Source organism: bacterium, from assembly GCA_036382775.1.
In the GTDB taxonomy this organism is placed as follows: Bacteria; Hydrothermota; Tepidihabitantia; order SM23-42; family JAOAFX01; genus DASVHD01.
In genome coordinates, this window is the sequence record DASVHD010000016.1 from 57,099 (window position 1) to 81,071 (window position 23,973).

The window sequence follows — 23,973 nt, forward strand, 5'->3', positions numbered from 1 at the left end:
GTATGGCTATCTGTATAATCCTTTGCCAGGAGATATTATGATAATAAAGCATTTATCCATCAGCTTTATCGCGATCGTAGCGTTAGCGGTCTGTTCATGCAGTCTGCCAACTATGAAAAATATTGAGTGGATCCATTGGCCTAAAATGTACAATCCGGTCAGCGAAACTCTGCATGGCCGGGTTGTCGTCGACGAATTCCGGGGATTGGAAAATTTCGACGATCCGGTGGTCCAGGAATGGATTAATTGGCAAAACAGGATCTCAAGGAAGTTCCTTGACGGATTGCCGCAGAGGGATTATTTGAGGAAGAGGCTCACTGAGTTAAGGCGGTATGACGATGAATCAACGCCAGACCAGGTTCTTGTCGGTGACCGGATCTTTTATTCAGTCATTAAAAAAGACTGGGAGCGCTGGGCCTACTACACTAAAGAGAATGAAAATGCCGGTCCGGAGTTGCTGCTGGACCCCAACCAATGGGGATTGAAACAGCTGGGCGCGGTCTATCCATCGAGGGACGGTAAATACCTCGCTTACAGCGTGGAAGAGGCAGGCAAAGAAAACCCGGTGATAAAAATTATGGTCGTAGGAACGAAAGAGATCTTGCGCGACTCCCTTGCGGGCTGGCGCCAAGCCGGAATCTCGTGGCTGCCGGATAACTCCGGTTTTTACTATACTGCTAATCCTCTCAAGAGAACTGTCCCTGCTGGTGAGGAAAATTACTGGGACGCGGTCTATTTCCATAAACTGGGGACGATGGCAAGCGAGGATGCCAAGCTGTTTTATCATGATAAGGTCAAGGAGTATTTTCACTCTGCCGAAGTCAGCGAGGACGGAAAATATATCCTGTTCTACCGCTCACAGTTCTATAAGAACGAGGTGTATCTGCAAAAGCTCGGGTCAGACCAGCCTATGATACCGGTTATAACGTTTATGGACGCTGAATACTCGATAAATGTAATCGATGATAAGATTGTCATTACTACGAACTGGGACGCTCCCAAACGCCGGGTTATGATAACTGACATTGACAAACCTGATCGGTCAAGCTGGACCGAGATCATTCCGGAGACCGAAGATAACCTTGAATACATCAATACAATCGCCGGTCAGCTATATGCGGTTTATATGCATAATGCGCATACGGTTATCAAGATCTTCACGCTTGAAGGAAAATACGTCAGAGACCTTCCTTTGCCCACGTTCGGTACCGCCGCGGTGTGGGGATACTGGTCAAAATCCGATATATGGGTTAATTTTACTTCATATACATATCCCGGGACGGTTTTTAAATATGACTTCAGCCGGGACACGCTCGTCCTTTTTCACCGGCCGCCGATCGATATTGACCTTTCCGACTACACTGTGGAACAGGTGTGGTACCAATCGAAAGACGGCACTTTGATCCCGATGTTCCTTGTTTATCGCAAGAGCTTGAAACTAAACAGCAATAATGGGGTGTATCTGACCGGCTACGGGGGATTCAATATTCCTAAGAATCCGTCTTTTTCTTCAGGCTACGCGGTCTGGCTGGAATCGGGCGGCATGATCGCGATACCCGGTCTGCGGGGCGGTAGTGAGTTCGGCGAGGAATGGCACAAAGCGGGCATGCTTAATAAAAAACAAAACGTGTTTGACGATTTTATATACGCCGCGAAATGGCTCATAGGCAACAAATATACAAGCACGGAAAAACTGGGCATTGCCGGCGGCAGCAACGGCGGTCTGCTCACTGGTGCGGCCCTTGTGCAGGCACCAGAGCTTTTCAGAGCAGTCTACGTTGGCGTACCCCTACTGGACATGTTGCGCTACCACAAATTCAGCTACGCAAACATCTGGGCCGAAGAGTACGGCAGTGCGGATGATTCCGCGCAGTTTGAATGCATATTGAAATATTCTCCTTACCATAATGTCACGTCGAATACGATCTATCCAGCTGTGCTGTTCGAGGCGAGCGATAACGACCCCAGGTGCCATCCCATGCATGCCATGAAAACGGCGGCAAAGATGCAGGCGGCACAAGCGGGTAAGGAGCCTATTTTGCTTTTGGTGCGCAAACACGCCGGCCACAGCGGCGGCATTACCCTGTCCGAGAGCATCGATGAGCAGGTGGATGAGTGGTCGTTCATGATGGAAGAGCTGGGTCTGAAAGCACCCAATAAAAAATAGTCTTTTTTGTCTGTCTAGACTGTTTGGTCTTTTTGGTTTTTAACTAAAAAGACGAAAAAGACCAAATAGATTAAATGGACTTCGTTATTAATTCATTCCTCCCTTGAAATTTGTTCCTTTTTGAATATAATATCACTGGCAATTTGATTATTTTTAAAAAAGGAGGCTTTTACGGCTAAAAAAGAATACGTCGACAAGCTGGTAAAGTTAGGAATATCCGAGGCACAGGCGCGGATCTATGTCGCTCTGCTCGAAAAACGGGAATTGAGCGCGATGGAGATCCATGAGCAGACCCACGTGCCCCGGTCCAAGGTCTACGAGATAACCCGGAACATGATGCTCAAGGGCATGTGCATCGAAAAGACCATGGGCCGGAACAAAAAGTACCAGGCGGTCGAACCGCAGCGCGCGTTCAACAATATCATCGCGGAGCAGGACCGCATACTGCAGGAGAAAAAGGACATAGCAAGTTCGATCAGCAAGATGTTCAGCCCGCTGTACAGCCAGGGAATGCAAAACGTCAACGTCTTTGAATATGTCGAGATCATCAGGGATATGGCTTCGATCCACGAGCGGTATGTGAGCCTGCTGAAGAATACGCGCCATGAGCAGCTCGGTTTTGTTAAACCGCCGTTCTCTTACCAGGTCAGGCGCAAGCTTCAAGAACAGGAGAATACCGAGCTTGAGATTCTGAAAAAGGGTGTGATGGTCCGCGTGTTGTACGAATATTCAAGCCGGGACCTGGGGGAATTGTACGAACATGTCAAGAAATGCACGACTGCTGGAGAACGGGCAAGGGTTGTGGAGAAACTGCCGATCAAGATGTACGTCTTTGACCGGCGGTATGTGCTGATGGCACTGCCCAACCGGCGCTCCGCCACCTCGCCTTTGACCATGCTGGTGATCGACAATCCGGCACTTGCCAACGCCTTGAAGATATTATTCGACCATCTCTGGGAAGGCGCGTATGAATACCAGTTCATAAAGTCATTGATCGACAAGAAGAAATAACGGCATTGACAAGGCTAATGCCGAAGATTACGGTGATAAAAAAATAGATTACAGTGATAAAGCAAAAAAATAAAGTGATCTTGAACGGAGGAAACCAATGGACATTCTGAGTCTTGGATCAAGGCACGGGCTTAATGGTTTTGAACAGCTCGCGATCATTGGCGTGCTCGTCACCGCGTTTATCAGTCTGTTATACGCGTGGCTGCTGCGGGGCACGGTCTTGAAAAAGGATAAAGGCACACCAAAAATGCAGGAGGTCTGGGACGCGATACGCATCGGCGCCGACAGCTATCTTAACCGGCAGCTGCGGTCGATATTGCCATCGATCGCATTGATGTGCGTTGCATTGTTCTTCAGCGTCTACATTGCCAGGCCGACATACGAGGCGGTCGAGGAATTCGGCCAAGCCGCCCAGATCGTGATCGCCATTGGCAGGACCCTGGCTTTTATCGTGGGAGCGACATTCTCGGTCCTGGTCGGCCAGCTGGGCATGCGCATGGCAATCCAGGCCAATGTTCGGGCTGCGTCAGCCGCAAAACGCAGTTTCAACGAGTCATTATCGATCGCCTACTACGCCGGGACTATTACCGGCATGCTGACCGACGGGCTGGGTTTGCTCGGCGGCACGGTCATTTTCATTATTTTCGGCAAAGCCGCACCCGACGCCCTGCTGGGATTCGGTTTTGGCGGGACCCTGATCGCGTTGTTCATGAGGGTCGGCGGGGGGATCTATACCAAGGCAGCGGATGTCGGCGCTGATCTTGTCGGTAAGGTAGAGAAAGATATCCCGGAAGACGACCCGCGCAACGCGGCGGTGATCGCAGACCAGGTCGGTGACAATGTCGGCGATTGTGCCGGTATGGCCGCCGATATCTTTGAAAGTTATGAGGTCACGATCGTTTCGGCTCTGATCCTGGGTATCGCACTGGTCCAGCTGGATCCCAGCCATAGCCTGAAATGGATCGTCTATCCCCTGATCATCCGCGGTATCGGCGTCATCAGTTCGATCCTGGGAACGTTCGCGGTTCCGATCTGGGAAAGATTCCCGTTGAAGTTTCTGAGAGCAAAGGACGCGGAAGCGGCTATGTTCCGCTCCTACGAAGTCTCAAGCGTAAACACAGTTCTCTGGTCTTTTTTGGTCGCGACATTGTATGCCGGTGACTGGCGGCTTGCCATGCTCACGACCATCGGTGTGGGTCTGGCAGTGGCCTTCAATCCCCTGACGTCGTACTTTACTTCCACCAAACACACGCCGGTCAAAGAGATCGTGAAATCGACGCGCGCGGGCCCGGCGACGACCATCCTTTCCGGGCTTTCCGTCGGTATGGAATCAAGCGTCTGGGCATTGCTGGTCATTGCCCTATCATTCGTTTTTGCGCTGTTGTTGTACGGCGGTTCGACCAATGCCACCTACGTGCTGTACGCCGTTGCCATGATCGGCATCGGAATGCTCAGCCATACCGGCAACAATGTTGCCATGGATTCTTATGGTCCGATCTCCGACAATGCCAACGGGATCGCCGAGATGGCATGGCATGATCTGGACGATCAGGAGACGCGAAAAGCCAGACAGATTCTAGCAGACCTCGACGCCGTCGGCAACACCACAAAAGCGATTACCAAGGGAGTCGCGATCGCGTCGGCGGTGATCGCAGCGGTGAGCTTGTTTTCGTCGTACATTACGGATATCGGCAGGGTTCAGGCACAGCTGGGCTTCAAGCTTGACCAGATCATCTCGTCCATCCGCGTCTCCAATACCAAGGTTTTTGTCGGCATGCTGCTCGGCGGTGCTTTGCCATGGTTATTCAGCGCGCTATCGATCCGCGCTGTATCCAGGGCTGCCAGCCAGATCGTGGAAGAGGTCCGTCATCAGTTCCGCATTCCCGGCATCATGGAAGGAACGGTGAAACCGGATTACGCCCGCGTGGTCGGGATATCGACTCGGTCCGCACAGAAGGAATTGATACCGCTGGCTGCGATCGCAGTGCTGCTGCCCATCGTAGTAGGGTTGGTGCTTCAGGTCGAAGCGCTGGGCGGGTTCCTCGCGGGTGTCATACTGAGCGGACAGCTGCTTGCCGTTTTCATGGCCAACAGCGGTGGCGCGTGGGACAACGCGAAAAAGAGCATCGAAGATGAAAAGCGCGACCTCAAAGCCAACACGGGCAAAGGCAGCGAACGGCACAAAGCCAGCGTGGTCGGAGATACGGTCGGTGATCCGCTCAAAGACACGGCCGGCCCGGCGCTCAATCCAATGATCAAGGTCGTGAACCTGGTCAGTCTGCTGATCGCACCGCTCCTGGTGTCTGCCGACTTGCACAAGTGGTATGTCTGGGTTATCATCGTAATATTGCTTGCTGCCATGATCTGGGCGATCTCGAAGAGCAGCCGCTCGCCAAAGGAAAAGACTGAAAGTAAATAGTAAATATTATTTAGTTATTTGTAGACAGATCGCTTCTGATCATTATCCCAGGTAAATCAACCTGATCTTAACGGTTTTTGTTGTTTTGTCCGTGGTTGAGTTTTTTATTCCGGTACATCAGGTGGTCGGCCCGCGCCAGGAGTTCATCCAACGATACCGGCGAAGCGGGGTCAAAACAGCAATGCCCGATGCTGAGCGAAATGGGGTAGGGGTATAGCTTTTTTTGTTAAACTCATCGACCGCCTGATCCAGCCGGATTTCAATATTATCATTGCTGACATCCTGTGTCTGGATCGTCAGCACGGAAAATTCATCGCCTCCATAGCGGGCGACAATATCCGATTCCCGATATGTGCTGCGCAGGATATAAGCGGTCTCGAACAACGCTTTGTCGCCCTCAAAGTGACCGTACTGGTCGTTGATCTGCTTGAGGTTGTTTATATCAATAAAATAAACATGGACTTTTTTGTCCAGTCTCCGGGCCAGCCGCAGTTGCTGCTCGCCAAGCGTATGAAAAGCCCGGCGGTTATAAAGCCCGGTGAGCTCATCAGTCAGGGATAGTGAACGGAGCTCGTCCTCCATCACCTTTTGCTCGGTAATATCGCTCATGATACCGTTGGCTGCCATGAGTTGGTCTCCATCCCACTCGAACCTCATCGAATCACGGATCCATAGGATCCGGCCGTCAGAGCGCACCATCCGGCATTCCACGATCAGCGGTTCAGAGTCGCCCTTTTTATCAGCCATGTGCTTTTGTATTTCCTGCGATAGCCGGTCGCGGTCATCAGGATGCATCACGCGCAGCGTGAATTCCCGGGGATGCTGGAGGGGTTCTGACAGGGGATATCCGAGCATCGATTCCAGGACCGGTGAGAGGTATTCATATTTGCCGGTCAGCATGTTGATGCGGTAAAGCACGTCCGGCACCGTTGCCGCCAGCTCCTCGAACAGCTCGCGTTCCCGGAATAGCATTTCTTCGCTCTTTTTATATTCCTTGATCTCGGATTCGAGGTCCGCGATCCGCCTTTTTAGATCCGCGATCAATTCATCACTGTCCATGTCGGGACCGGAGCATCAGTTGTTCTCAAAATACTCATAAGCGTCGATGATGTCGAGGTAAACGCCGTCAAAACCGCCTTCTACGATCTTTTTAACGTAGCCGAAGATGATCGCCTGCCATTGCGGATCCCAATACGTCACCTTGAAATTCCCCGGCCAGTCAGGATTTTCCTCATAAATGAATGACGGATCGCCTTCCTCCCAGCCGCTCTGCCAGTAGTGACGGTAATCCTCGGCTTCGCCGATCGAGAGGTAGGCGATGACCTTGCGGCGCTTGCCGTCGGCCTTTGTTTTCATCTGCGAGACCTGCTGGGGGGTGAACCGCTCTGCGTCCGTTCCGTCGAATGAGTAATCGATGATGGCGAGATCATAATATGTGTTGGCCAGCGCCGCTACGAATGAATCGGCATTGCCGAAAGATTGGTACTGCAGGATATACACAAAGTGCCCGATATCGTTCCACGAGACAACATCGTGGGAAGCGGATGAATCGGGCGCGTGCAGGTTATCGCGGATCCGGTCCAGCGCCCGGACGGTCACATACGGAACGTATTGCCGGTCAAGCGATCTTTGATAAGCGTCGTCAACGTTCGCCTGGGTGGTCGCGTAATCTACCGTCATGACCAGCCGTCCCGCATTTTTAAAGATCTCGAGAGCCGACTCCATTTCCGTGGTTACTGCCGCCGGTGTAGGTTCATCGTCCGCATCGTAACCGTAGTAGATGTCTTCGCAACCGATACCGTCGACAGCCAGAACGTATGACTGGTCACTGCCCAGGCCTTCGCCATTTTGTGGGAAGATGCCAAAGCCGGTTATCCCCAGGGAATCGCGCGCATAATCCCCGATGGCAGCGACGAACCCGACCATTTCCTGCCTGAAATCGATGTTGTCAAATTCATCCTTCTTGCATCCCATCGCAAGAAGAGCGATCATGGCGATGCCTGACAGATTCTTCATTATCACTTAAGTCCCTTCGAACAGGGTAGCGACAAAATCGGCAGCGTTGAATTCCAGGATATCTTCAAGCCCTTCGCCGATTCCAAGGAAAAGGATTGGCAGGCCGAGTTCATGGCAGATCGGGATGATCGCGCCGCCCTTCGCAGTACCGTCGAACTTAGTGAGGACGATGCCGTTAACGCCGAGTTCCTGCTTGAAGACCCGAGCCTGTTGGATGGAATTCTGGCCCAGCGTGGCGTCGATCGTCAATAGGTTAAGGTCGGGACCAGACGGTTTGCACTTCATGGTCACGCGCCTGATTTTTTTGAGCTCGTCAATGAGATCGATGCGCGTATGCAGCCGGCCGGCGGTGTCAATGAGCACGGCATCGATGGATTGCGACTTCGCTTTGGCAAGCGCATCAAAAACGACCGCGCCCGCGTCCTGGCCGCGCCGGGACCGGACGACCTCGACCTGAGCCCGCTCTGCCCAGATGCTGAGTTGTTCCGATGCAGCGTCCCGATAGGTGTCGGCGCTGGTGAGAAGCACGGAGCCGCGCTGTCGGTACAACCAAGCCAGCTTTGCCAGGGTCGTTGTTTTGCCCGATCCATTGACACCGCTGATCATGATGATACGGGGAGGGATGTTGTCGACAACCGGCGGGGGCAGGTTTATTAGTTTGGATACGGTTTCTTTGAACGCCTTATCTTTTTGCGACGCGGAGCTGATCCGGTCCATGATCAGTTTCGTGCATGCAGTGCCCACGTCCGCCTGCAGGAGAATCTCCTCGATCGCTGCCAGCTCGGCACCCCTGGTTCGGTCGAAGATCCCTGATATTTTGGCGAGAGCCAGTTTTAATCGGCCCAGCATGATGCCTTACAGGGCGGCATCCAATTTTTCCAGATCAGCGAGGCGCACGGATATGATCTTGCTCTGACCGGCCCTTTCCATGGTCAATCCGTACAGGTAATCGGCATACTCCATGGTCGCCCGGTTATGGGTGATGATGACGACTTGTGTCCTCTGGGAGAGATCACGAAGGAATTTGTTGAACCGCACGACATTCGCATCGTCGAGCGGCGCGTCGATCTCGTCGAGGATGCAGAACGGCGCCGGTTTGACCAGGTAGAAAGCCAGCAGAAGGCTCACCGCCAGCAAGGTGCGTTCGCCGCCGGAAAGCTGGTTGATCATCTTGACGCGCTTCCCTTTCATGCGCACCACGATCTGGACTTCCGACGTCAGGGGGTTGGCGGCATCGCTGAGTACAAGGTCGGCTTCTCCGCCCTCGAAGAAATTGGCAAAAACCGTATTGAATTTTTCCTTGACTTCATTGAAGGTCGTGATGAACCGATCCCGGGCGCGCTGGTCGAGTTCATCGATGGATTTCAAAAGGCTCTGCTTGGCGGCGATGATGTCGTTGCGTTGGGTAAAAAATTCATCGAGCCGTTTTTTCTCCTGCTCGTAAGCCTGGAGGCTCAGGGGGTTTATTTCTCCGAGTTTTTCCAGCCGTTCTCTGATCTCCACCTGTTTTGCATTTATGTCCGGTATTTTCTCAGACTGGTAAACAGCGAGGTCCGTGCTGAATTCAGCCATCGCTTTTTTGGCAAGTTCTTCCTGGCGATACTCAAACTGAAAGACCTCGTAATCGATCTTCAAGACGTCATTCTGGATCTCCTCAAGGGATTTTTGCTTCGCGGTCAATTCCTCGTACAGGCTTTCCTGTTTTCCGGAGATCTCCTCGATCCTTTTGTCTTGGGCCGTGAACTCGAGTTCTGCCAGCGTCTGTTTTTTGACCGCAGCTTCGCTTTTAAGCGATCGGAGGCGTTCCTGGATCTCGACCAGCTGCTGGGTGACCTCGTTTTTGTGGATGGCGGCGATCTCGTTTTCAACGGTTTTGTTGTCCTGAAGCATCGCGGCGATCGTCTTTTCAATGCTGTCATGCCGTTCCTTGAGAACGGACGTCTGCAGAACGAACTCGTTGAGCGCGGCGGTCTGCTCCTCGATGCGACTTTTCAACTGCGCAGCGATTGAAGTGCTCTGCTCGACGGCACTGGTAAGCGAAGTTATTTCGGCCGCAGCCGTATTCTTTTTTATATCAAAATCGGCCGTTTGTTTTTGGATAAGCTCGATATCCCCGGCCAGCGCGTCCCGCTCAGCGGTCAGATGATCCTGTTCCCGGGTCAGCCGCTGGACCTGTTGCGACAGCTCGTTTAAATGGAGGGTGGCCTCGGATCTGGTCATGCTAAGGTTGATCAAGGCGCCGCTCAGTTGTTCAATGTTCTGCCTGAGTCCATCCAGGTCAGCGATTGCATGTTTCTTGCGGTCCCGAGTGAAGATCATTTCATTGCTCAGCGTCTCATGGCGTCGCCGGCTTTCCTGCAGCGCCTGGGTGATCCGGAAATACCCGATGTCGCCTTTGAGCACGGTGATCGTTCCGCGGTCGAACAATATCCCTTCGCGTACGACAAAACCGTACTGATCGAATTTTTCGGAAAGCGACAGCGCCTGGCCTGCGTTATCAGCAACGAGAAAACGCCGGAGGTGCGCGTTGACGGCCGGTCGGTCGGTTTTCAAGCGGACTACATCGGCGAGCGATTTCAACCCCGCCAGTTCGGCTGGAAGCGCTGGTCCCTCGCCTGGAGCGCGAAGCGCGATGAACCCGATCCTGCCTTCCGGCAGGTTGCGGAGATCTTTAAGATCGAAATCACTGAGGACGAAATACCCAAGGATATCTGCCAGACATATATCGACCGCGGTTTCATACCCGGCGTCGACCTCGGTGATCTCGCGCAGCAAGCCCGTGATCTTCGCTCCGAACTGCTGACGCACCTGTTTAATGCCGTCCGGCTGCCCGATCCGGTGGGTTAGCGTGTCAATAGTGACTTTCAGATCGCTCAGTTCTGCCTGCCTTTGATCGATCTCGTCTTCCAACGCCTGCAATTCGGTTTCTTTGGCCTTGAGCAGGCCCTGCGCCTCGCTCAGTTGCGCAGAGAGTTTGTCTTGTTCGCGGATCGTCTCCTGCAGTTCATTGTCTTTTTGTTTTTTGTTTGACTGGTACTGGACCAGTTCCTGCGCTATTTCCGAGAGCTCGTTATTTATCCGGTCAATGATCGCGGTTTTGTTCAACCGGGAAGATTCCAGTTTGACGATCTCGTCCCGGTCCAGATCGATGATCGACTTCAGTTCACCGATCTCCTCATCCTGTTTCTTGAGCGCCTGCTGGGACGCAAAATACTCGGCCTGGGTTTTTACCAGATCAGCCTTTGTGTTCCGGGATCGTTCCTCGTTCGCTGATAGTTCCGCTTGCAAGTGCGCCAGGGATTCCTCGTGTTCGATCATCCGCTTGCGGTTGGACGCGACAAACTCCTGTTTCTCCTTGGCGCTGGCCACAAGGCGTTCCGAAGTTATGAGCAGGTCTTTTGCTTTTTCATCCGACTGAGCAATAGCGGCTTCTAGTTCGGCGATCGCTTGCTTGATGTCATTGATCCGGGCCGCGCTTTCTTTTTTCTGCTGCTCGGCAGCGGTCAGTTCTTCTTTCCACCGCTTCCGCTCTTCTTCAAGGCGGCTGAGAGCCTGGAGCGCTGACTGCCGCTCATTATCCCTGCTTGCCTTTCGCTCGCGGGCATCGCTGATACTCTTCATGATCCCGAGATGATCGGCTTTCATGATCGTCAGGTTCACGGTCTTGTATTCTTCACGCAGTTCCTGGTACATCTGGGCTTGGCGTGCCTGCCTTCTCAGGCTCCGGATACCTCGTTCCATCTCGCCGATCACGTCCTCGAGCCTCAACAGATCCTGTTCGGTTTGCTCAAGGCGCCGGTTGGTTTGTTCGCGGCGTTCCTGGTAGCGGAGGATGCCCGATACATCGTCGAACATGTCCTTGGTATCACCATGGATGATTTTTTCGATCTCGGCAAGTTCCAGGAATGAATAGGTTAGCGTTCCCGAGTTAAGGAAAAGGGCCTGGATGTCTTGCAAACGGCATTTGACGCGGTTTAGATAAAATTCGCTTTCGCCCGTGCGATAGAATCTCCTTTTGATCTCGAATTCACTGCCGAATTGGGGAAAAAAGTCTTCGTTCTCGATGATCACGCTTACTTCCGTGAAATTAGTATCGTCGATAAGCTCCGGCGAGGTATGGATAAGATCTTCATTTTTCTCGCATCGCAGAGCCTTCATACTCTGTTCACCGAACACCCAACGGAGGGCATCAAAAATGTTCGATTTGCCGCTGCCGTTAGGACCGACAAAAGCGGTGATCCCCGGCGTCAGGACACACTTGGTCTCGCCGGCGAATGATTTGAAACCGTACAGCCCGATATCCTTGATCTTCACTTATCCGCTTGGTTTATTCTTCTTCCTTAAGATAGATCTCCCGCTCAAGGAAGGGATGATAGTCACTCCATTCTTTTTCGATCCCCCGGCTCCGGCGGATGGCGTCGTTCATCATTTCCACTTTGGAATCAAGGTTATCGATGAAGTGCAGTATGATCGCTTCGGGAAAGGAGGGCAGTTTGGGGGAGCCGTATTCCAGTTCGCCGTGGTGCGACAGGATCATGTGCAGGACCTTGAGTTTTAACTCTTCGGGGAAATGCGGGATTTTGTCGATTTTTTCTTTCACCATGTCGCAGCCGATGACGATGTGCCCTATCAGCCGTCCGCGCGTCGAGATATCGATCTTCTTGTGGTACGTGTACTCGTAGATCTTGCCAATATCGTGTAGCAGTGCGCCGGCGATCAGTAGGTCCTTGTTCACGAACGAATATGTTGTCTGGATCAGGGTTACCTGTTTCACGACGGTCCGGGTGTGGACGGCTAACCCGCCGAGGTGGGCATGATGAGCTCTTTTGGCGGCCGGGGCCTGGCGGAAGAGGTTGGTGATGAACATGTCGCCGAAAAAAAGGTCTAGCAGTTTACGCAGGTGAGTGTTCTGTACCTGCTTTACGTAGTCCGTGATCTCGGACATCACTGCATTGATGTCCTCATCGGGACCGGGTAAAAAATCCTCGCTGTTGATCTCATCCTCAGAGAGGCGGCTGATGGCCTGGACCACGATCTGGAGCCGATCATTGTACTCATTGACGTTCCCGGAGACGTATACGAACTCGCCGGCCGGGATCGCCCGTACCTCGTCACTGGCGTTGTCCCAGGCGATGCCTTCGATCGTGCCGGTGCGGTCCGAAAATTCGGTGAGTGAAAAAGATCCTCCATCTTTTTTCTCTTTCAGGATCTTTTTCGATAAAATGAACTTGTCCTTGACAGTCTGTCCGGCCTTAAGTTCTTCGACAAACTGGCTTTTCATGGGTCCTGGCGGTGATGGCGCTGGCGGCGACGGTAACGATCAAATAAGCGCTGCAACAACGTATCGTTGGCGGATGGTCTACCGGAGTGGCGGTAAAACAACGTTATTTACTCGGAGTCTCAAGATGAAGGATCTTTTTCTTGATCAGGTCAAGTTTTTCCCGCAAAACGCTTTCTTCTTTTTTCTCGGCCTCAAGCGCGCTCCGGATTTCTTCACGCTGCTGTTTTACTAGCGCCGTTTCACTCTGGATCTTGGTTTCCTCTTTTTTCAATGTTTCAAGGCGCTTGATGAGCTCGGCTTCTTGAACCTTGAGTTTTTCGATCGTATGCACTACGGGATTGGCTTCCAACTCTCTTTTACGGGTAAGGTATTCTTCATTCAATTTGTTCAGGGCAACCTGAGTATCCGATGTTTGTTTTTTCGCTTCATCGAGGTTCTTCTTGACCTCTGCTGTTTCGTTCTTCAGCGAGTCGATCTTCGGCAGGAACACTTCTTCCTGGCGTTTGTTAATATTCTCGACCATCTTCGACTCAAGGCCCTTGCTCATCACGAGAGTGATGAAAAACGACAGAACGGCAAATACGAGACCGACGCCCAGGATGATGGGATTCGGGGTAACGGTGACGTTGATCTGCGGGACCTGCGGCCTGGATGTGAAATACAGCGCGCCGACCCGGGTGGTCCCGATGTTGATGGCAAAGCCGCCTTCGTAAACAGAAGAGTTGGCCTGGACAGTGTTCTTACCCGAAGCCAGGGTCGTGCTGTTGTAGACCTTCCCGACCTGAGTTTCGTCCGACGACGCGATGACGTTGTTCTTGGCGTCGGTGAAATAAAGGTTGGTTATCTCCGGCTCGTCCTGCTTGACCGTCGTTATGATCTCGTTTAGTTTTTCCGTCTGGTTTTCGAGGATGGCATCAAGCACGAACGTGGCGTGAGCGATCGAGTTCCCGATGCTCATGAGCCTTTTGTTCACGAGTTCGTTCAGCACGCTGTTTTCACCCGATCCTTTCTGCCCGAAAAAATTCGGAGCCATATAGGCGAAAACCGAAATGAGTGCGATAAGGATGAACGATATGATACTAAAACCGATCCTTGACATTTATCCTCCTATGCTCAAAGACACCCTGTGTCCGCCGCCCAGGTCAAAATAGGGCGCGTATATATAAGAAATACGGATGGAATTTTTAGAGATGCTAAATCCCATGTTTAAACCAGTCAGCACATCAATACCATTCCCGGTCCTCATGGACGAGAGCAGCGTGCTGTATGATGCTTTGATCGTGAAAAATTGGTTCACGATATATTCACCCCCGAAACGGATACCGAAATTGATCAGAGCAGGTTTTACCAGGTCAACGCCGAACCATCCCTTGCTCGATGTTTTGGCCACGCCAAGATCAATCTCGTAGGGCAGAGTTTCTTTTTGATCGATAAAGGGTTTTACGGTCGTACCGAGGTTTTTCAGGGCCAGTCCGCACTGGATATTATGGTCAGTGAAGAAATACATCGCCCCGACATCGACGCCGGCGCCAAGCGAAAAAAGGGAATCGATATTCTCGTAAACCAATTTGACTGACGCCCCCAAAGCGATCTCGTTGATGAAAAAACCCTTGCCGACGCTAAGGTCGATGAAATTTGTGGAAAAGGTCCCATACTCGTTGCCCAGAGCGTCGGTCTTTTTAATGCTTCCGCTGTAAAAATATTTGACACCAACACCGACCTGGTTTGTCTCATAGCCCAGGTAACCAAAATGGGTGCCGGCGATATAGCCAAGGTATGATGCCGAATAAAACGGTACCGAAGATATACTCAGCCCCGCCGGATTATAATTGACGGAGTAGCCATCCGCGGCCATCGCATAACCCATACACGCGCGACCCGCAACCGGGTCGACCTGCAGATATTCGAAACCCGTTGAGGCGATCAAAAAAATGATAAGCATTGAACCTCCACTTATATTAAGTATATTAAACGCTTCATGAAAGTCAAGAGGTGCCTATGCGATGCGTCATGATAAAAATAAGGCAATCCCGGAAATTTATGGGATCAGATTTCTGTATTCTACATCAACATTGAAATAAGCCAGATGTTATATAGACTGAGACCATGGCTGGAGCGTTAAAGATTCGGGTCCCCGGCGTTTATTGTCATCGTTGAGAAGTTGTGAAAAGAAAAGTAATGACTGAATGAAAAAGCGCAAACTTGTTCTGATTAATCCGGTTAATCCGGCGCGCGGGCATTGCCGTTGTGGGTGCCTTTATCTTTGGTCTTGATAGCGATACGCCGGATATGCTGCGAAGACGCGCCAGTTACGTGATACGAAGCGGAGTTGACGTAATGCAAACGACTTATCTTACGCCCCTTCCTGGCACGCGGCTATTTGATCGTTTCCGTAAAGAAAACAGGCTGCGCTATGGTGATTTCCCGAAAGATTGGGAACACTACGATATGACCGAAGTGCTTTTCCGACCAAAAGGGATGGAGCCAAACAGGCTCGTAGAGATAATGCGAACGCTCAACCAGCAAATGTATTCCTGGCCGGTAATACTTTATAAGGCCATGTCAACCTTATTCCAGACACGTGATCCTGTTGCGACTGTTTTTGCATTTTATTCCAATATGAATTATGGGGGCGTCTGGCGGGGGAAAAGCATGGTAAGGCAATTACGGGGAGATGAAGAATTTCTTATCGACATTATCGTAGTCATATTGTAAAACGATTAGAGAATTTCAAGATATTGGGTGGTAACATGGGAGGCAGAATATCATGATGCATCTTTTTATCGGTACCAACCGACGTTAATTAATTCCCCCGAACATTATCTTGTCGTCTGGAGCGAATGGCGTGGCGAATACTTCGACATCTATGGAAATATCGATATTGAACCAACCGAGGTTGAGGAATTGCCGGACAATCCTCTGTGTCATTGCACATCGCTTGCGCCCACCATATCTCATGGGCAGTGTCGGCTTCGTTACTGCATAGACCGCGAGACCAGAACGCGGATATCGCTCTATGATGCCAGCGGTCGGCGTATCTATCCTTTGTTGGATGCGCTGCAAAAACCGGGGGAGTATGACATTGATATTCCCACACATTCCCTGGCGATTGGCGTCTACTTCATCCACATCAAAACCGACGCGGGCGTTGCTGCCAGGAAACTGACGATCATAAAATAACATATGATGGAAATGGGAAACCAGCCTTAACGACCAGAAAATCTATCTTATCGCGCCAATACCAATCTGCTGGTTCCGGATCCGTAATCGGCTGTGAGTTTAACGAAATAGACGCCGGCGGGGACCGAACGGCCATTCTGGTCTGTGCCAGACCAGATGACCGCCGACCGTAGACCGTAATCCGTAGACCGCGAGGACACATCGAAGGATTTCACTATTTGACCTGATACATTATAAATCAACAATTTTGCCATTTGCGGATTACCGACTACGGCATACGTTATTTGCACGGTTCCTTTGGAAGGATTGGGCTTGATGCTGATGTAGTGGGTTTCTTTGCACTTGTTCACCGGTTTATTTTCTGAAACCGCGACGAGATCGTTGTTGATCATGACGATATCGCCACCGCGGCCCATGGCGTTGCCGTGGATGTGCTTGCCACATGCCGTCGCATAAAGGCCGTCGTTGCCGATATCGACGGAAAACATCGATCCCGGCATATCCACCGTGTAGTACACGCACGGGACATTATCACGTTGGAATATATGGATCTCCGGGTTTAGATTGCTGGCATCACCCCAACTGCCGACCACAAAATATTTGCCGTCATCCGTAATATCAACATCACCAGCGATCTCCTGGTATGTGCCGTTTGAGACGACATAATCATGCGTCCAAAGCGGCGTCGAAGAGCTTTTATCATGGACCGCGACCTTGATCGTATTGAAGGACGTATTGTACCAGCAAGAGACGATCGTATTGCCGTCATTGGATATAGCAATACGGTTCACATACATACCGCCCGGATTCCAGGTCCAAAGCGATTGATAAGAAGAACCATTCCATTCACTGACTTGAAGCGTGGGCCAGCCATAGGCGATAAGGCTGCCATCACCGGAGATGTCAAGCGCGCTGTTGGAAAACCCCATGGAGATCTGGCTGCGTACGCTTAACAGATCACGGTCGAAAACGACAAGAGTCGCCAAGGCGATAAATGCAGCGAAACGACCGTCGGCATTTATCTTGATATAACGCGCAAATCCCAAACCCGTTGCCGGATAATCGATCAAGGGTGTGGATGAGTCGGCGTCGAAAAGCAGCAGGTGCGCATCGCTTCCTGATGGTCCGGCCAGGACAGCGATCGTGGATCCATCATCAGAAACCGCGATTGTTCGATCCGAGCCAGTGGTGAACCCGGCAATACTTGTCGACCAATCAGGAACACCGGTTCCCGGTCCAGTCCATTTATGGATATCGACACCGGCAATGGTCTTATCGACGGCAGCTAACGTAAAATTCGTATCACCAGCGTCAGTGTAAAATTCTGTCCCTGCATAGCCCCATTCAGGGTTACCGCCACCCGACAAGGCGAATAGTTGGGCTTCTTTCGGCGGGTTCAAGTAAGTGCCGGCAAAGACATGACCGTTTGCCGTATTGGACGTTGTTTGATATATGGCATCGGTCAGGTAGTGCGACCAGACGATGGAAGGACTGAGCAGGTTATATCCGCCGCCCAGACAGGGGAGCCCTGGTTTCTTAACGGTCGTCAAACCGTCTTGATCGTGTTCGAAAAAAGTCGCTTCCTGCTGAATCTCTGCTTTTGAAATACACCATGGTATCACATTGATAGTCAAGATCAAAAGAAAAATAATGGCATTACCTTTGAATGTGAATGGTTTCATATTTTCCTCCTCCTTTTATTTTTATTATAACATAAAACTGATGTTATAGTATAAGAACAAGAAACGAATTGTCAAGGTTCCATGCAACGTGCCTCCCGTTGTAATAATTTAGTGACTGGCGTGTGAGTGGTCACAGTAAACCTGTATATTATAGAAAGAAAATACCTGTTCAACAGGCACCTGATCCCCTATAGATTTTCTTGCGATCATCGCCCCGGCTCATGATATGGTATAGACAGTTTTCACTTTGTAATCGATAGGGGCGTGCCATATTCACACTATATTCTTTTTCCAGACTTTGTCAACTAATTTCTAATTTCGAGGGCTGACCCCATATCCTGACCCAAAAATGTTCAGGCTCGCGCTATACTTTTATGCGTGGGTATTGCAATGCAATAATAAAAATGTATAATATTATAATATATTATAAGCTTAAGCAAATAACATTAATCCCATACAAGGAGGCAATACATATGAGGTGCAAATTGAGCGCAACTATTTTTTTTATGACTTTTTTAGCGGTTTTCAATTCCGGGAAAGCTGATGTTCAGCACCAGGATCACGGGCTTTTGAGCATGTCATCGCGGATTTTAAGCTACCAGGGGTATGTGACGGATTCATTAGGAGTACCCGTTAATAATGATTCGCTGGTCACGACATTCGCAATCTACGATTCGCTTACCGGCGGTCATTTATTATGGGTGGAAACCCAGAATATTGATATTAAACACGGTATCTTCCATGCGATTTTGGGGTTAGTCAGTTCCCTGCCTGATACCCTTTTCCAAAAAGGTACAACCTATGGATTGCAGATGACGATCGATGGCCAGTCCCTCGCCACCCGGACCAGAGTTAATTCCGTGAGCTATGCCTTGAGTGCGATCACCGCCGATACCGCCAATTACGCGGTTCAGGCCGATGATGATGACTGGTACCGCGGTTCTTCCTCCCAGGACAGTATCCTGTTCACGGTCCGGCCCCTCGGTATCGCCAAGGGCGCATCGAACAACATACTGTACGGCACGGCCCGTTATACCCACACGAATCTCGGCGCTGCCTGCACCACGGGTATCAGCGGATACAACTATCCCTATGTCACGGTGACCGGCGGTTTCCGCAATATCGCGGGCGACACGGCGGCGACGATATCCGGCGGTTATCGCAACCAAGCCCTGGGCCGATATTCGACGGTCACCGGCGGCGGCTACCATTATGCGGATGGAGATTATTCGGTGATTATGGGCGGCGACGGAGATACGGTCAACGCAACTTATGGGGGTGTCTTATCCGGATATTCCAACCGGGCCGGTGATTCACCGCTCGACACGTGCGCGGTAGTGGCCGGCGGTCTCGATAATTCGGCTTGGGAAAAATTTTCCTGGATCGGCGGCGGCCGGTCAAATACCGCCCTCAACTTTTACGCTACCGTGCCCGGGGGCTACGCTAATTCCGCTTGGGGCCAGTTCTCGACCGTTGCCGGAGGCCAAAATAATTTAGCCTTCCAACATTTTTCCACGATCTTTGGCGGTTTCGGCGATACCGTCCGATCCGTTTACGGCGGAATTATCGGCGGACAGTCGAACCTCGCGGGTCAGTCGGCGGTCGACACATCCGCGATCTGCATGGGCGGTTATAATAATTCGGCTCTGTTTCTGTATTCCTTCATCGGTGGCGGCCGCGATAACTGGACCAACGACATCTACGCCACGGTCATCGGCGGCTACGGCAACCAGGCGATCGACAATTACACGACCATCATCGGCGGCTACAACAATGCGGCCAACGCCGATTACGCCGCGGTTGGCGGCGGTATCAACAACTCGGCGACCGCCAACTATTCAACCATCATCGGCGGTTATGCCAATGCCGCCACCGGGCTGTATTCAAGCGTGGCCGGCGGATACCTTGACACCGTGGCCGGCGCTTATGGTTTTGCCGCCGGCAATAGTTCCGTCGTGCCCAGCGCCTATACGAATTCCACGGCGTTCAACGGCCAGACCGTGACCGCGACCGGTGAAACCCATGTCGGTATCCTATCCAAGGCCGGCGGCACATTCACCATCGACCATCCGCTCGATCCGGATACCAAGATACTCAATCATTATTTCGTTGAATCGCCGGACATGACTACCATGTACCGCGGTACCGCGGTTCTCGACCAGAACGGTCAAGCCGAGATCTTTCTCCCCGTATATTTCGATATCTTGAACCGTCGTCCACTGATCCAAATATCCGCGTCCGGTGCCGGCGACGCTTATATTTTGGAGAAGGTCAGCGGCAACCGTTTTATGATCGGCGGTACGCCGGGCGCCGAAGTGTCCTGGATCGTGACCGGACAGCGTCGGGACCCGACGGCGGAAATAACCAGGGTCATGATGCCGGTGGAACAGGTCAAGGAAGGCGATCTTGCCGGTCATTATCTGGACGACGATCTGCTGAGAGCCACCCGGAGTAAACTTATCAAAATGGGTGTGGTTGATCGTTTTAAATACCGATCCGAAACCAGTTCCGAAGTGAAAAGCGGGGGGAGGTAGTTATGCGGCTATCATTATTTTTCATAACGCTCTTAATCCTCGGATCGGGTTTGAGTCAGCCCGTATATCGGCAAACTGACGGCATATTGATCGCGCCCAGGATCCTCAATTATCAGGGCTTTATGACTGACACGCTGGGTAACCAATTTACTGGCGAAGCGACGGTAAAGGCTTCGATCTGCGATTCCATCGTTGTGGGTCGGACACTCTGGACCGAAGTGATCACCAACGTTCCCATCGACCACGGAACATTCAACGTTGTCCTGGGAAACGTGACACCGATCCCGGACAGCGTGTTCAACCAGGCACTGAACCGTTGGCTGGAAGTGAGCGTCAACAGTTATACATTCGCGCCGCGCACCCAGATCACCGCCACCGCCGGCGCGTTTGAAGCGCTGTGGAGCAAAACCGCGGATTATGCCCTGGCCGGTCCGCCCGATCTCGATTGGGTTGTCGGCACCGGAAATTTGGACAGCACTCTGCTGACGGGTAACCGTCTGGGTATAAGCCGCGGCGGCGTGGGTAACGTGCTGTATGACACGTACCGCCACACGCATCTAAACCTCGGCACCGCCTGCACCACTGGCGTCAACGGAGAAAACAATACGTATATAACCGTCGCCGGCGGTTATCGGAACTCGGCCGATTCAAACGGCGCCACCGTGGCCGGCGGCACCCGCAATCACGCGGGCCAATATTTTACGTTTATCGGCGGCGGGTATGAGAATGCCGTACACGGTTATTTTGGAGTGGCGGCGGGCGGAAAGAACAATACCGTATTCAGTGACTACGGCGGGATTCTTTCCGGAACCGGGAATGTCACCGGCGAATTTCATTCGGCCGGTTACCGGGATACGTGCGCAGTCGTGCTCGGCGGCGTGAATAACAATGCGATGAGCGCTTACACGTTCGTCGGCAACGGGAACGGCAATAGCATAGAATGGTTGAGCACCATACTCAACGGCCGGAACAACACTTATAATAGCCGTTTTCTCAAGGCGGTAGCGATTAACGGAGAATCCAATTTTTTCGGCGGTTGGAATGAATACTGTTTGATGAACGGCAGATTCAACGGCATTATTTCCGATTATAATTGCATCGCGGGCGGACTGTACGATACGGTCGGTTATTACAACATGGGCGGTTCGTTTAGTTTTAATTCGCTTATCGTCGGCGGCGACCACAACTGGATCATGGGCAATTATAATTTTATCGGCAATGGTAAAAATAATGACGTTAGAGTTGGCTTTGATTATGACAGTGATTACAATGCGATCGGCGGCGGCTCGGACAACCTTGCCGATCAGGATCCCTATACTGCCATTGCCGGCGGAATGGATAACGCGGTCAATGAACATGGTAACGTGATCGGCGGGAATGGTAACGATGCTTATAATATAAGCTCGGTCGGCGGCGGGTATGGTAATCATTGCTATCTCGCAAGCTCGGTCGTCGGCGGTTATCAAAATACAGCGCGCTACTACAGTTTTGCGGCGAACAACCAATCAACGGCTGGCTTGAACTATGCCGATTCTATAAATAATGTCGCCGCTTTCAATGGTCAGACCGTCCCCGTTGACGGCGCGACCGGCGTCGGCATCATCGCCAAAGGCTCGGGCGCATTTTCTATCGACCATCCCCTTGATCCCGAGCATAAAATCCTCAATCATTATTTTGCCGAGTCGCCCGAGATGGTGCTCATGTACCGGGGTGTAGCCAAGATTGGAGTTAACGGTCAGGTCGAAGTGCGTTTGCCGGATTATTTCGCGAAGTTGAACAAAAATCCCGCGGTCAAACTGACCGGCGTCGGCACATCGGACGTCCACCTTAAGGAAAAAATTAAGGAAAACCGGTTTGTGATCAGCGGCTCCGCGGGTGTCGAGGTCCACTGGCTGGTGACCGGGGACCGTAGGGATCCTTCAGCCGAGATCGTTCGGATATTAAAACCGGTGGAACAGGAAAAGGGTAAGGCCCTGGCCGGCCGGTCCATGGACGACAATTTTCTGCTGAGCAGCCTGCCGCAATTGGAACGAATGGGTAAGGCTGGCGCGTTCAATTTCCGCAATCCGGTCAATAAAAAAAAGTACGAGGACATGAAACATTCCCTTGAGGAAGCAAAGACCGGAGAATCAAGTGCGGTCGAGGGGAGGCAGCCATGATCCGGAATATTATATCAATTATAATCCTCTGCGCAGTATTGGCGGCAGGGCAATCCATTAGCGCGGATACCGTATACCGGAATATCCCTGGACTCCTGAATTTCCAAGGTTATCTGACGGATGACCGTGATATTCCGGTTACCCATATCCTGTCAATGGTTTTCTCCATCTACCCGGCGTCTTCGGGCGGTACTCCGTTGTGGTCGGAAACTCACCCCAGCGAGAACGTCGTAAAGGGCATATTCCGGACCACGCTCGGCGCCATAACGCCGATACCGGTCAGCGTCTTTTCCGGCGGCATTGACCGCTGGGTGCAGGTTCAGGTTGACGGTACTATAATGACACCCCGGACCCGGCTGACCGCGGCACCGTATGTCTTTCATGCCGTGAACGCCGATACCGCGCTGTACGGCTACAATTCCGCCAGCGACGGCGACTGGGTCCGCGGTACGCCGGACAGCGTATTGTTCACGGTCCGCCAGTGGGGTTTAAGCCGGGGCGGGTCGAGCAATATGCTCTGGGGGACCCAGCAGAAAACGCACGTTAACTTCGGTATCGCCTGCACGACCGGCGTGAACGGCGTAAACTACGTGGGCGACGTAGTCGTGGGCGGATACCAGAACCTCGCCGGCGCTTACGGTTCCTACGCGACGGTCGCGGGCGGGGCGTACAATCACGCGACCGGTGGTTATACGACGATCGGCGGAGGATATAGCAATGAAATTCCTGATTATTGGAGCACCATCGCCGGCGGATATAATAATGCGGTAAACAGCCGGGGTGGAGGCATCCTGGCCGGTTACGGCAATCTCGCTGGAGCGACCGGATTGGATTCGGCCGCGGTCGTGGTCGGCGGACGTACGAATTCCGCCCTCGGGAAATATTCCTTCGTCGGCGGCGGGCGGCGCAATACCGCGAGCGGGGATTATGCGGTCGTGGTCGGCGGGGGAGACAATACCGCGGCTGGAAATTATGCCGCGGTCTGCGGCGGCGACAGCAACCAGGCACTCACCGATTATTCCGTGATCGGCGGCGGATCCGGAGACACGATCCGGGCGCTCTGGGGAACGATTCTGTACGGTTTCTCGAATCTCGCCGGCGATCAGCTGACCGATACCTGTGCTTTGATCGGCGGCGGCAGGGATAACCAAGCTTTGGCCAAATTCACCTTTATCGGCGCCGGTATGGGTAACATAGCGACTGCACTGTACGCGACTATCATCGGCGGACAGAATAACCAGGCGAGCAATACCTATGCCGCGATCGGCGGGGGTTTGTACAACCGGGCGACCGGTACCTATGCTGTCATCGCCGGAGGTGATTCGAACCTAGCCAGCGCGTCTTATTCCGCGGTCGGCGGCGGACGCCGTAACCAGGCTACGGGCGTTTATTCCGCGGTCGCCGGCGGTGACCGGTGCCTGTCCGCCGGGTCGTACGCTTTTACCGCCTGTTCATTGTCGACGGTTTCGTCATCCTATTCCAACAGCGTCGCATTCAACGGGCAGGCTACCACGGCATCCAACC

General features: G+C 52.2%; 16 protein-coding genes. 8 read left to right on the forward strand and 8 right to left on the reverse strand.

Annotated elements, in window-relative coordinates:
• Nucleotides 1-37 precede the first annotated feature (37 nt).
• The 3 genes from VF399_02925 to VF399_02935 all read left to right on the forward strand — a co-directional run bounded on the left by VF399_02925 (nt 38) and on the right by VF399_02935 (nt 5,597).
• Nucleotides 38-2,167 carry a prolyl oligopeptidase family serine peptidase gene (locus tag VF399_02925; GenBank protein HEX7319296.1) on the forward strand — a complete coding sequence of 710 codons (2,130 nt, stop codon included), beginning with the start codon at nt 38-40 and terminating at the stop codon, nt 2,165-2,167.
• A 213-nt stretch (nt 2,168-2,380) separates the two neighbouring features.
• Nucleotides 2,381-3,178 (forward strand): helix-turn-helix domain-containing protein, encoded by a 798-nt coding sequence (locus tag VF399_02930; protein HEX7319297.1) that lies wholly within the window; start codon nt 2,381-2,383, stop codon nt 3,176-3,178.
• Nucleotides 3,179-3,275: 97 nt separating this feature from the next.
• On the forward strand, nt 3,276-5,597 hold the full coding sequence (locus VF399_02935) for a sodium-translocating pyrophosphatase (protein ID HEX7319298.1): 2,322 nt from the start codon (nt 3,276-3,278) through the stop codon (nt 5,595-5,597).
• 117 nt (nt 5,598-5,714) lie between these two features.
• Here VF399_02935 and VF399_02940 read toward each other — a convergent pair whose 3' ends face one another.
• From VF399_02940 to VF399_02970, 7 genes are all read right to left on the reverse strand, one after another.
• Nucleotides 5,715-6,656, reverse strand: a complete 942-nt coding sequence (locus tag VF399_02940; GenBank protein ID HEX7319299.1) for a diguanylate cyclase — start codon at nt 6,654-6,656, stop codon at nt 5,715-5,717.
• Between the two features lie 15 nt (nt 6,657-6,671).
• Nucleotides 6,672-7,613, reverse strand: coding sequence for an endo alpha-1,4 polygalactosaminidase (locus VF399_02945; GenBank protein HEX7319300.1), 942 nt, complete (start codon nt 7,611-7,613; stop codon nt 6,672-6,674).
• Between the two features lie 6 nt (nt 7,614-7,619).
• Nucleotides 7,620-8,462, reverse strand: a complete 843-nt coding sequence (ftsY, locus tag VF399_02950) for a signal recognition particle-docking protein FtsY (protein HEX7319301.1) — start codon at nt 8,460-8,462, stop codon at nt 7,620-7,622.
• A gap of 6 nt (nt 8,463-8,468) precedes the next feature.
• Nucleotides 8,469-11,927: a chromosome segregation protein SMC gene (smc, locus tag VF399_02955; GenBank protein ID HEX7319302.1), complete on the reverse strand. Its 3,459-nt coding sequence runs from the start codon at nt 11,925-11,927 to the stop codon at nt 8,469-8,471.
• A 13-nt stretch (nt 11,928-11,940) separates the two neighbouring features.
• Nucleotides 11,941-12,894, reverse strand: coding sequence for an HD domain-containing protein (locus VF399_02960; protein HEX7319303.1), 954 nt, complete (start codon nt 12,892-12,894; stop codon nt 11,941-11,943).
• Nucleotides 12,895-12,997: 103 nt separating this feature from the next.
• Nucleotides 12,998-13,993 carry a hypothetical protein gene (locus tag VF399_02965; GenBank protein HEX7319304.1) on the reverse strand — a complete coding sequence of 332 codons (996 nt, stop codon included), beginning with the start codon at nt 13,991-13,993 and terminating at the stop codon, nt 12,998-13,000.
• Entirely contained in the window at nt 13,994-14,836 is an 843-nt protein-coding gene (locus VF399_02970; protein ID HEX7319305.1) for a hypothetical protein, read from the reverse strand.
• Between the two features lie 305 nt (nt 14,837-15,141).
• Between VF399_02970 and VF399_02975 the strand changes: the two genes are divergently transcribed.
• Together VF399_02975 and VF399_02980 are read left to right on the forward strand one after the other, a co-directional pair.
• A complete protein-coding gene (locus tag VF399_02975; protein HEX7319306.1) occupies nt 15,142-15,609 on the forward strand; it encodes a hypothetical protein in 468 nt (155 codons plus the stop codon).
• Between the two features lie 27 nt (nt 15,610-15,636).
• A complete protein-coding gene (locus VF399_02980; protein ID HEX7319307.1) occupies nt 15,637-16,074 on the forward strand; it encodes a T9SS type A sorting domain-containing protein in 438 nt (145 codons plus the stop codon).
• Nucleotides 16,075-16,121: 47 nt separating this feature from the next.
• Here the strand turns inward: VF399_02980 and VF399_02985 are convergent, their stop codons facing one another.
• Complete coding sequence (locus VF399_02985; protein HEX7319308.1) at nt 16,122-17,756, reverse strand: T9SS type A sorting domain-containing protein; 1,635 nt, start codon at nt 17,754-17,756, stop codon at nt 16,122-16,124.
• Nucleotides 17,757-18,229: 473 nt separating this feature from the next.
• Between VF399_02985 and VF399_02990 the strand changes: the two genes are divergently transcribed.
• The 3 genes from VF399_02990 to VF399_03000 all read left to right on the forward strand — a co-directional run.
• On the forward strand, nt 18,230-20,290 hold the full coding sequence (locus VF399_02990) for a hypothetical protein (GenBank protein ID HEX7319309.1): 2,061 nt from the start codon (nt 18,230-18,232) through the stop codon (nt 20,288-20,290).
• Nucleotides 20,291-20,292: 2 nt separating this feature from the next.
• Entirely contained in the window at nt 20,293-22,449 is a 2,157-nt protein-coding gene (locus VF399_02995) for a hypothetical protein (protein HEX7319310.1), read from the forward strand.
• A partial coding sequence (locus VF399_03000; GenBank protein HEX7319311.1) for a hypothetical protein occupies nt 22,446-23,973 on the forward strand: 1,528 nt, incomplete at its 3' end. The genes VF399_02995 and VF399_03000, both read left to right, overlap by 4 nt.

Bases quoted from the DNA above. Each gene is read 5' to 3' on its own strand.
- VF399_02925 (HEX7319296.1), top strand. From the start codon at position 38: ATGATAATAAAGCATTTATCCATCAGCTTTATCGCGATCGTAGCGTTA.
- VF399_02935 (HEX7319298.1), top strand. From the start codon at position 3,276: ATGGACATTCTGAGTCTTGGATCAAGGCACGGGCTTAATGGTTTTGAA.
- VF399_02940 (HEX7319299.1), bottom strand. From the start codon at position 6,656: ATGGACAGTGATGAATTGATCGCGGATCTAAAAAGGCGGATCGCGGAC.
- VF399_02945 (HEX7319300.1), bottom strand. From the start codon at position 7,613: ATGAAGAATCTGTCAGGCATCGCCATGATCGCTCTTCTTGCGATGGGA.
- ftsY (HEX7319301.1), bottom strand. From the start codon at position 8,462: ATGCTGGGCCGATTAAAACTGGCTCTCGCCAAAATATCAGGGATCTTC.
- VF399_02960 (HEX7319303.1), bottom strand. From the start codon at position 12,894: ATGAAAAGCCAGTTTGTCGAAGAACTTAAGGCCGGACAGACTGTCAAG.
- VF399_02965 (HEX7319304.1), bottom strand. From the start codon at position 13,993: ATGTCAAGGATCGGTTTTAGTATCATATCGTTCATCCTTATCGCACTC.
- VF399_02970 (HEX7319305.1), bottom strand. From the start codon at position 14,836: ATGCTTATCATTTTTTTGATCGCCTCAACGGGTTTCGAATATCTGCAG.
- VF399_02985 (HEX7319308.1), bottom strand. From the start codon at position 17,756: ATGAAACCATTCACATTCAAAGGTAATGCCATTATTTTTCTTTTGATC.
- VF399_02990 (HEX7319309.1), top strand. From the start codon at position 18,230: ATGAGGTGCAAATTGAGCGCAACTATTTTTTTTATGACTTTTTTAGCG.
- VF399_02995 (HEX7319310.1), top strand. From the start codon at position 20,293: ATGCGGCTATCATTATTTTTCATAACGCTCTTAATCCTCGGATCGGGT.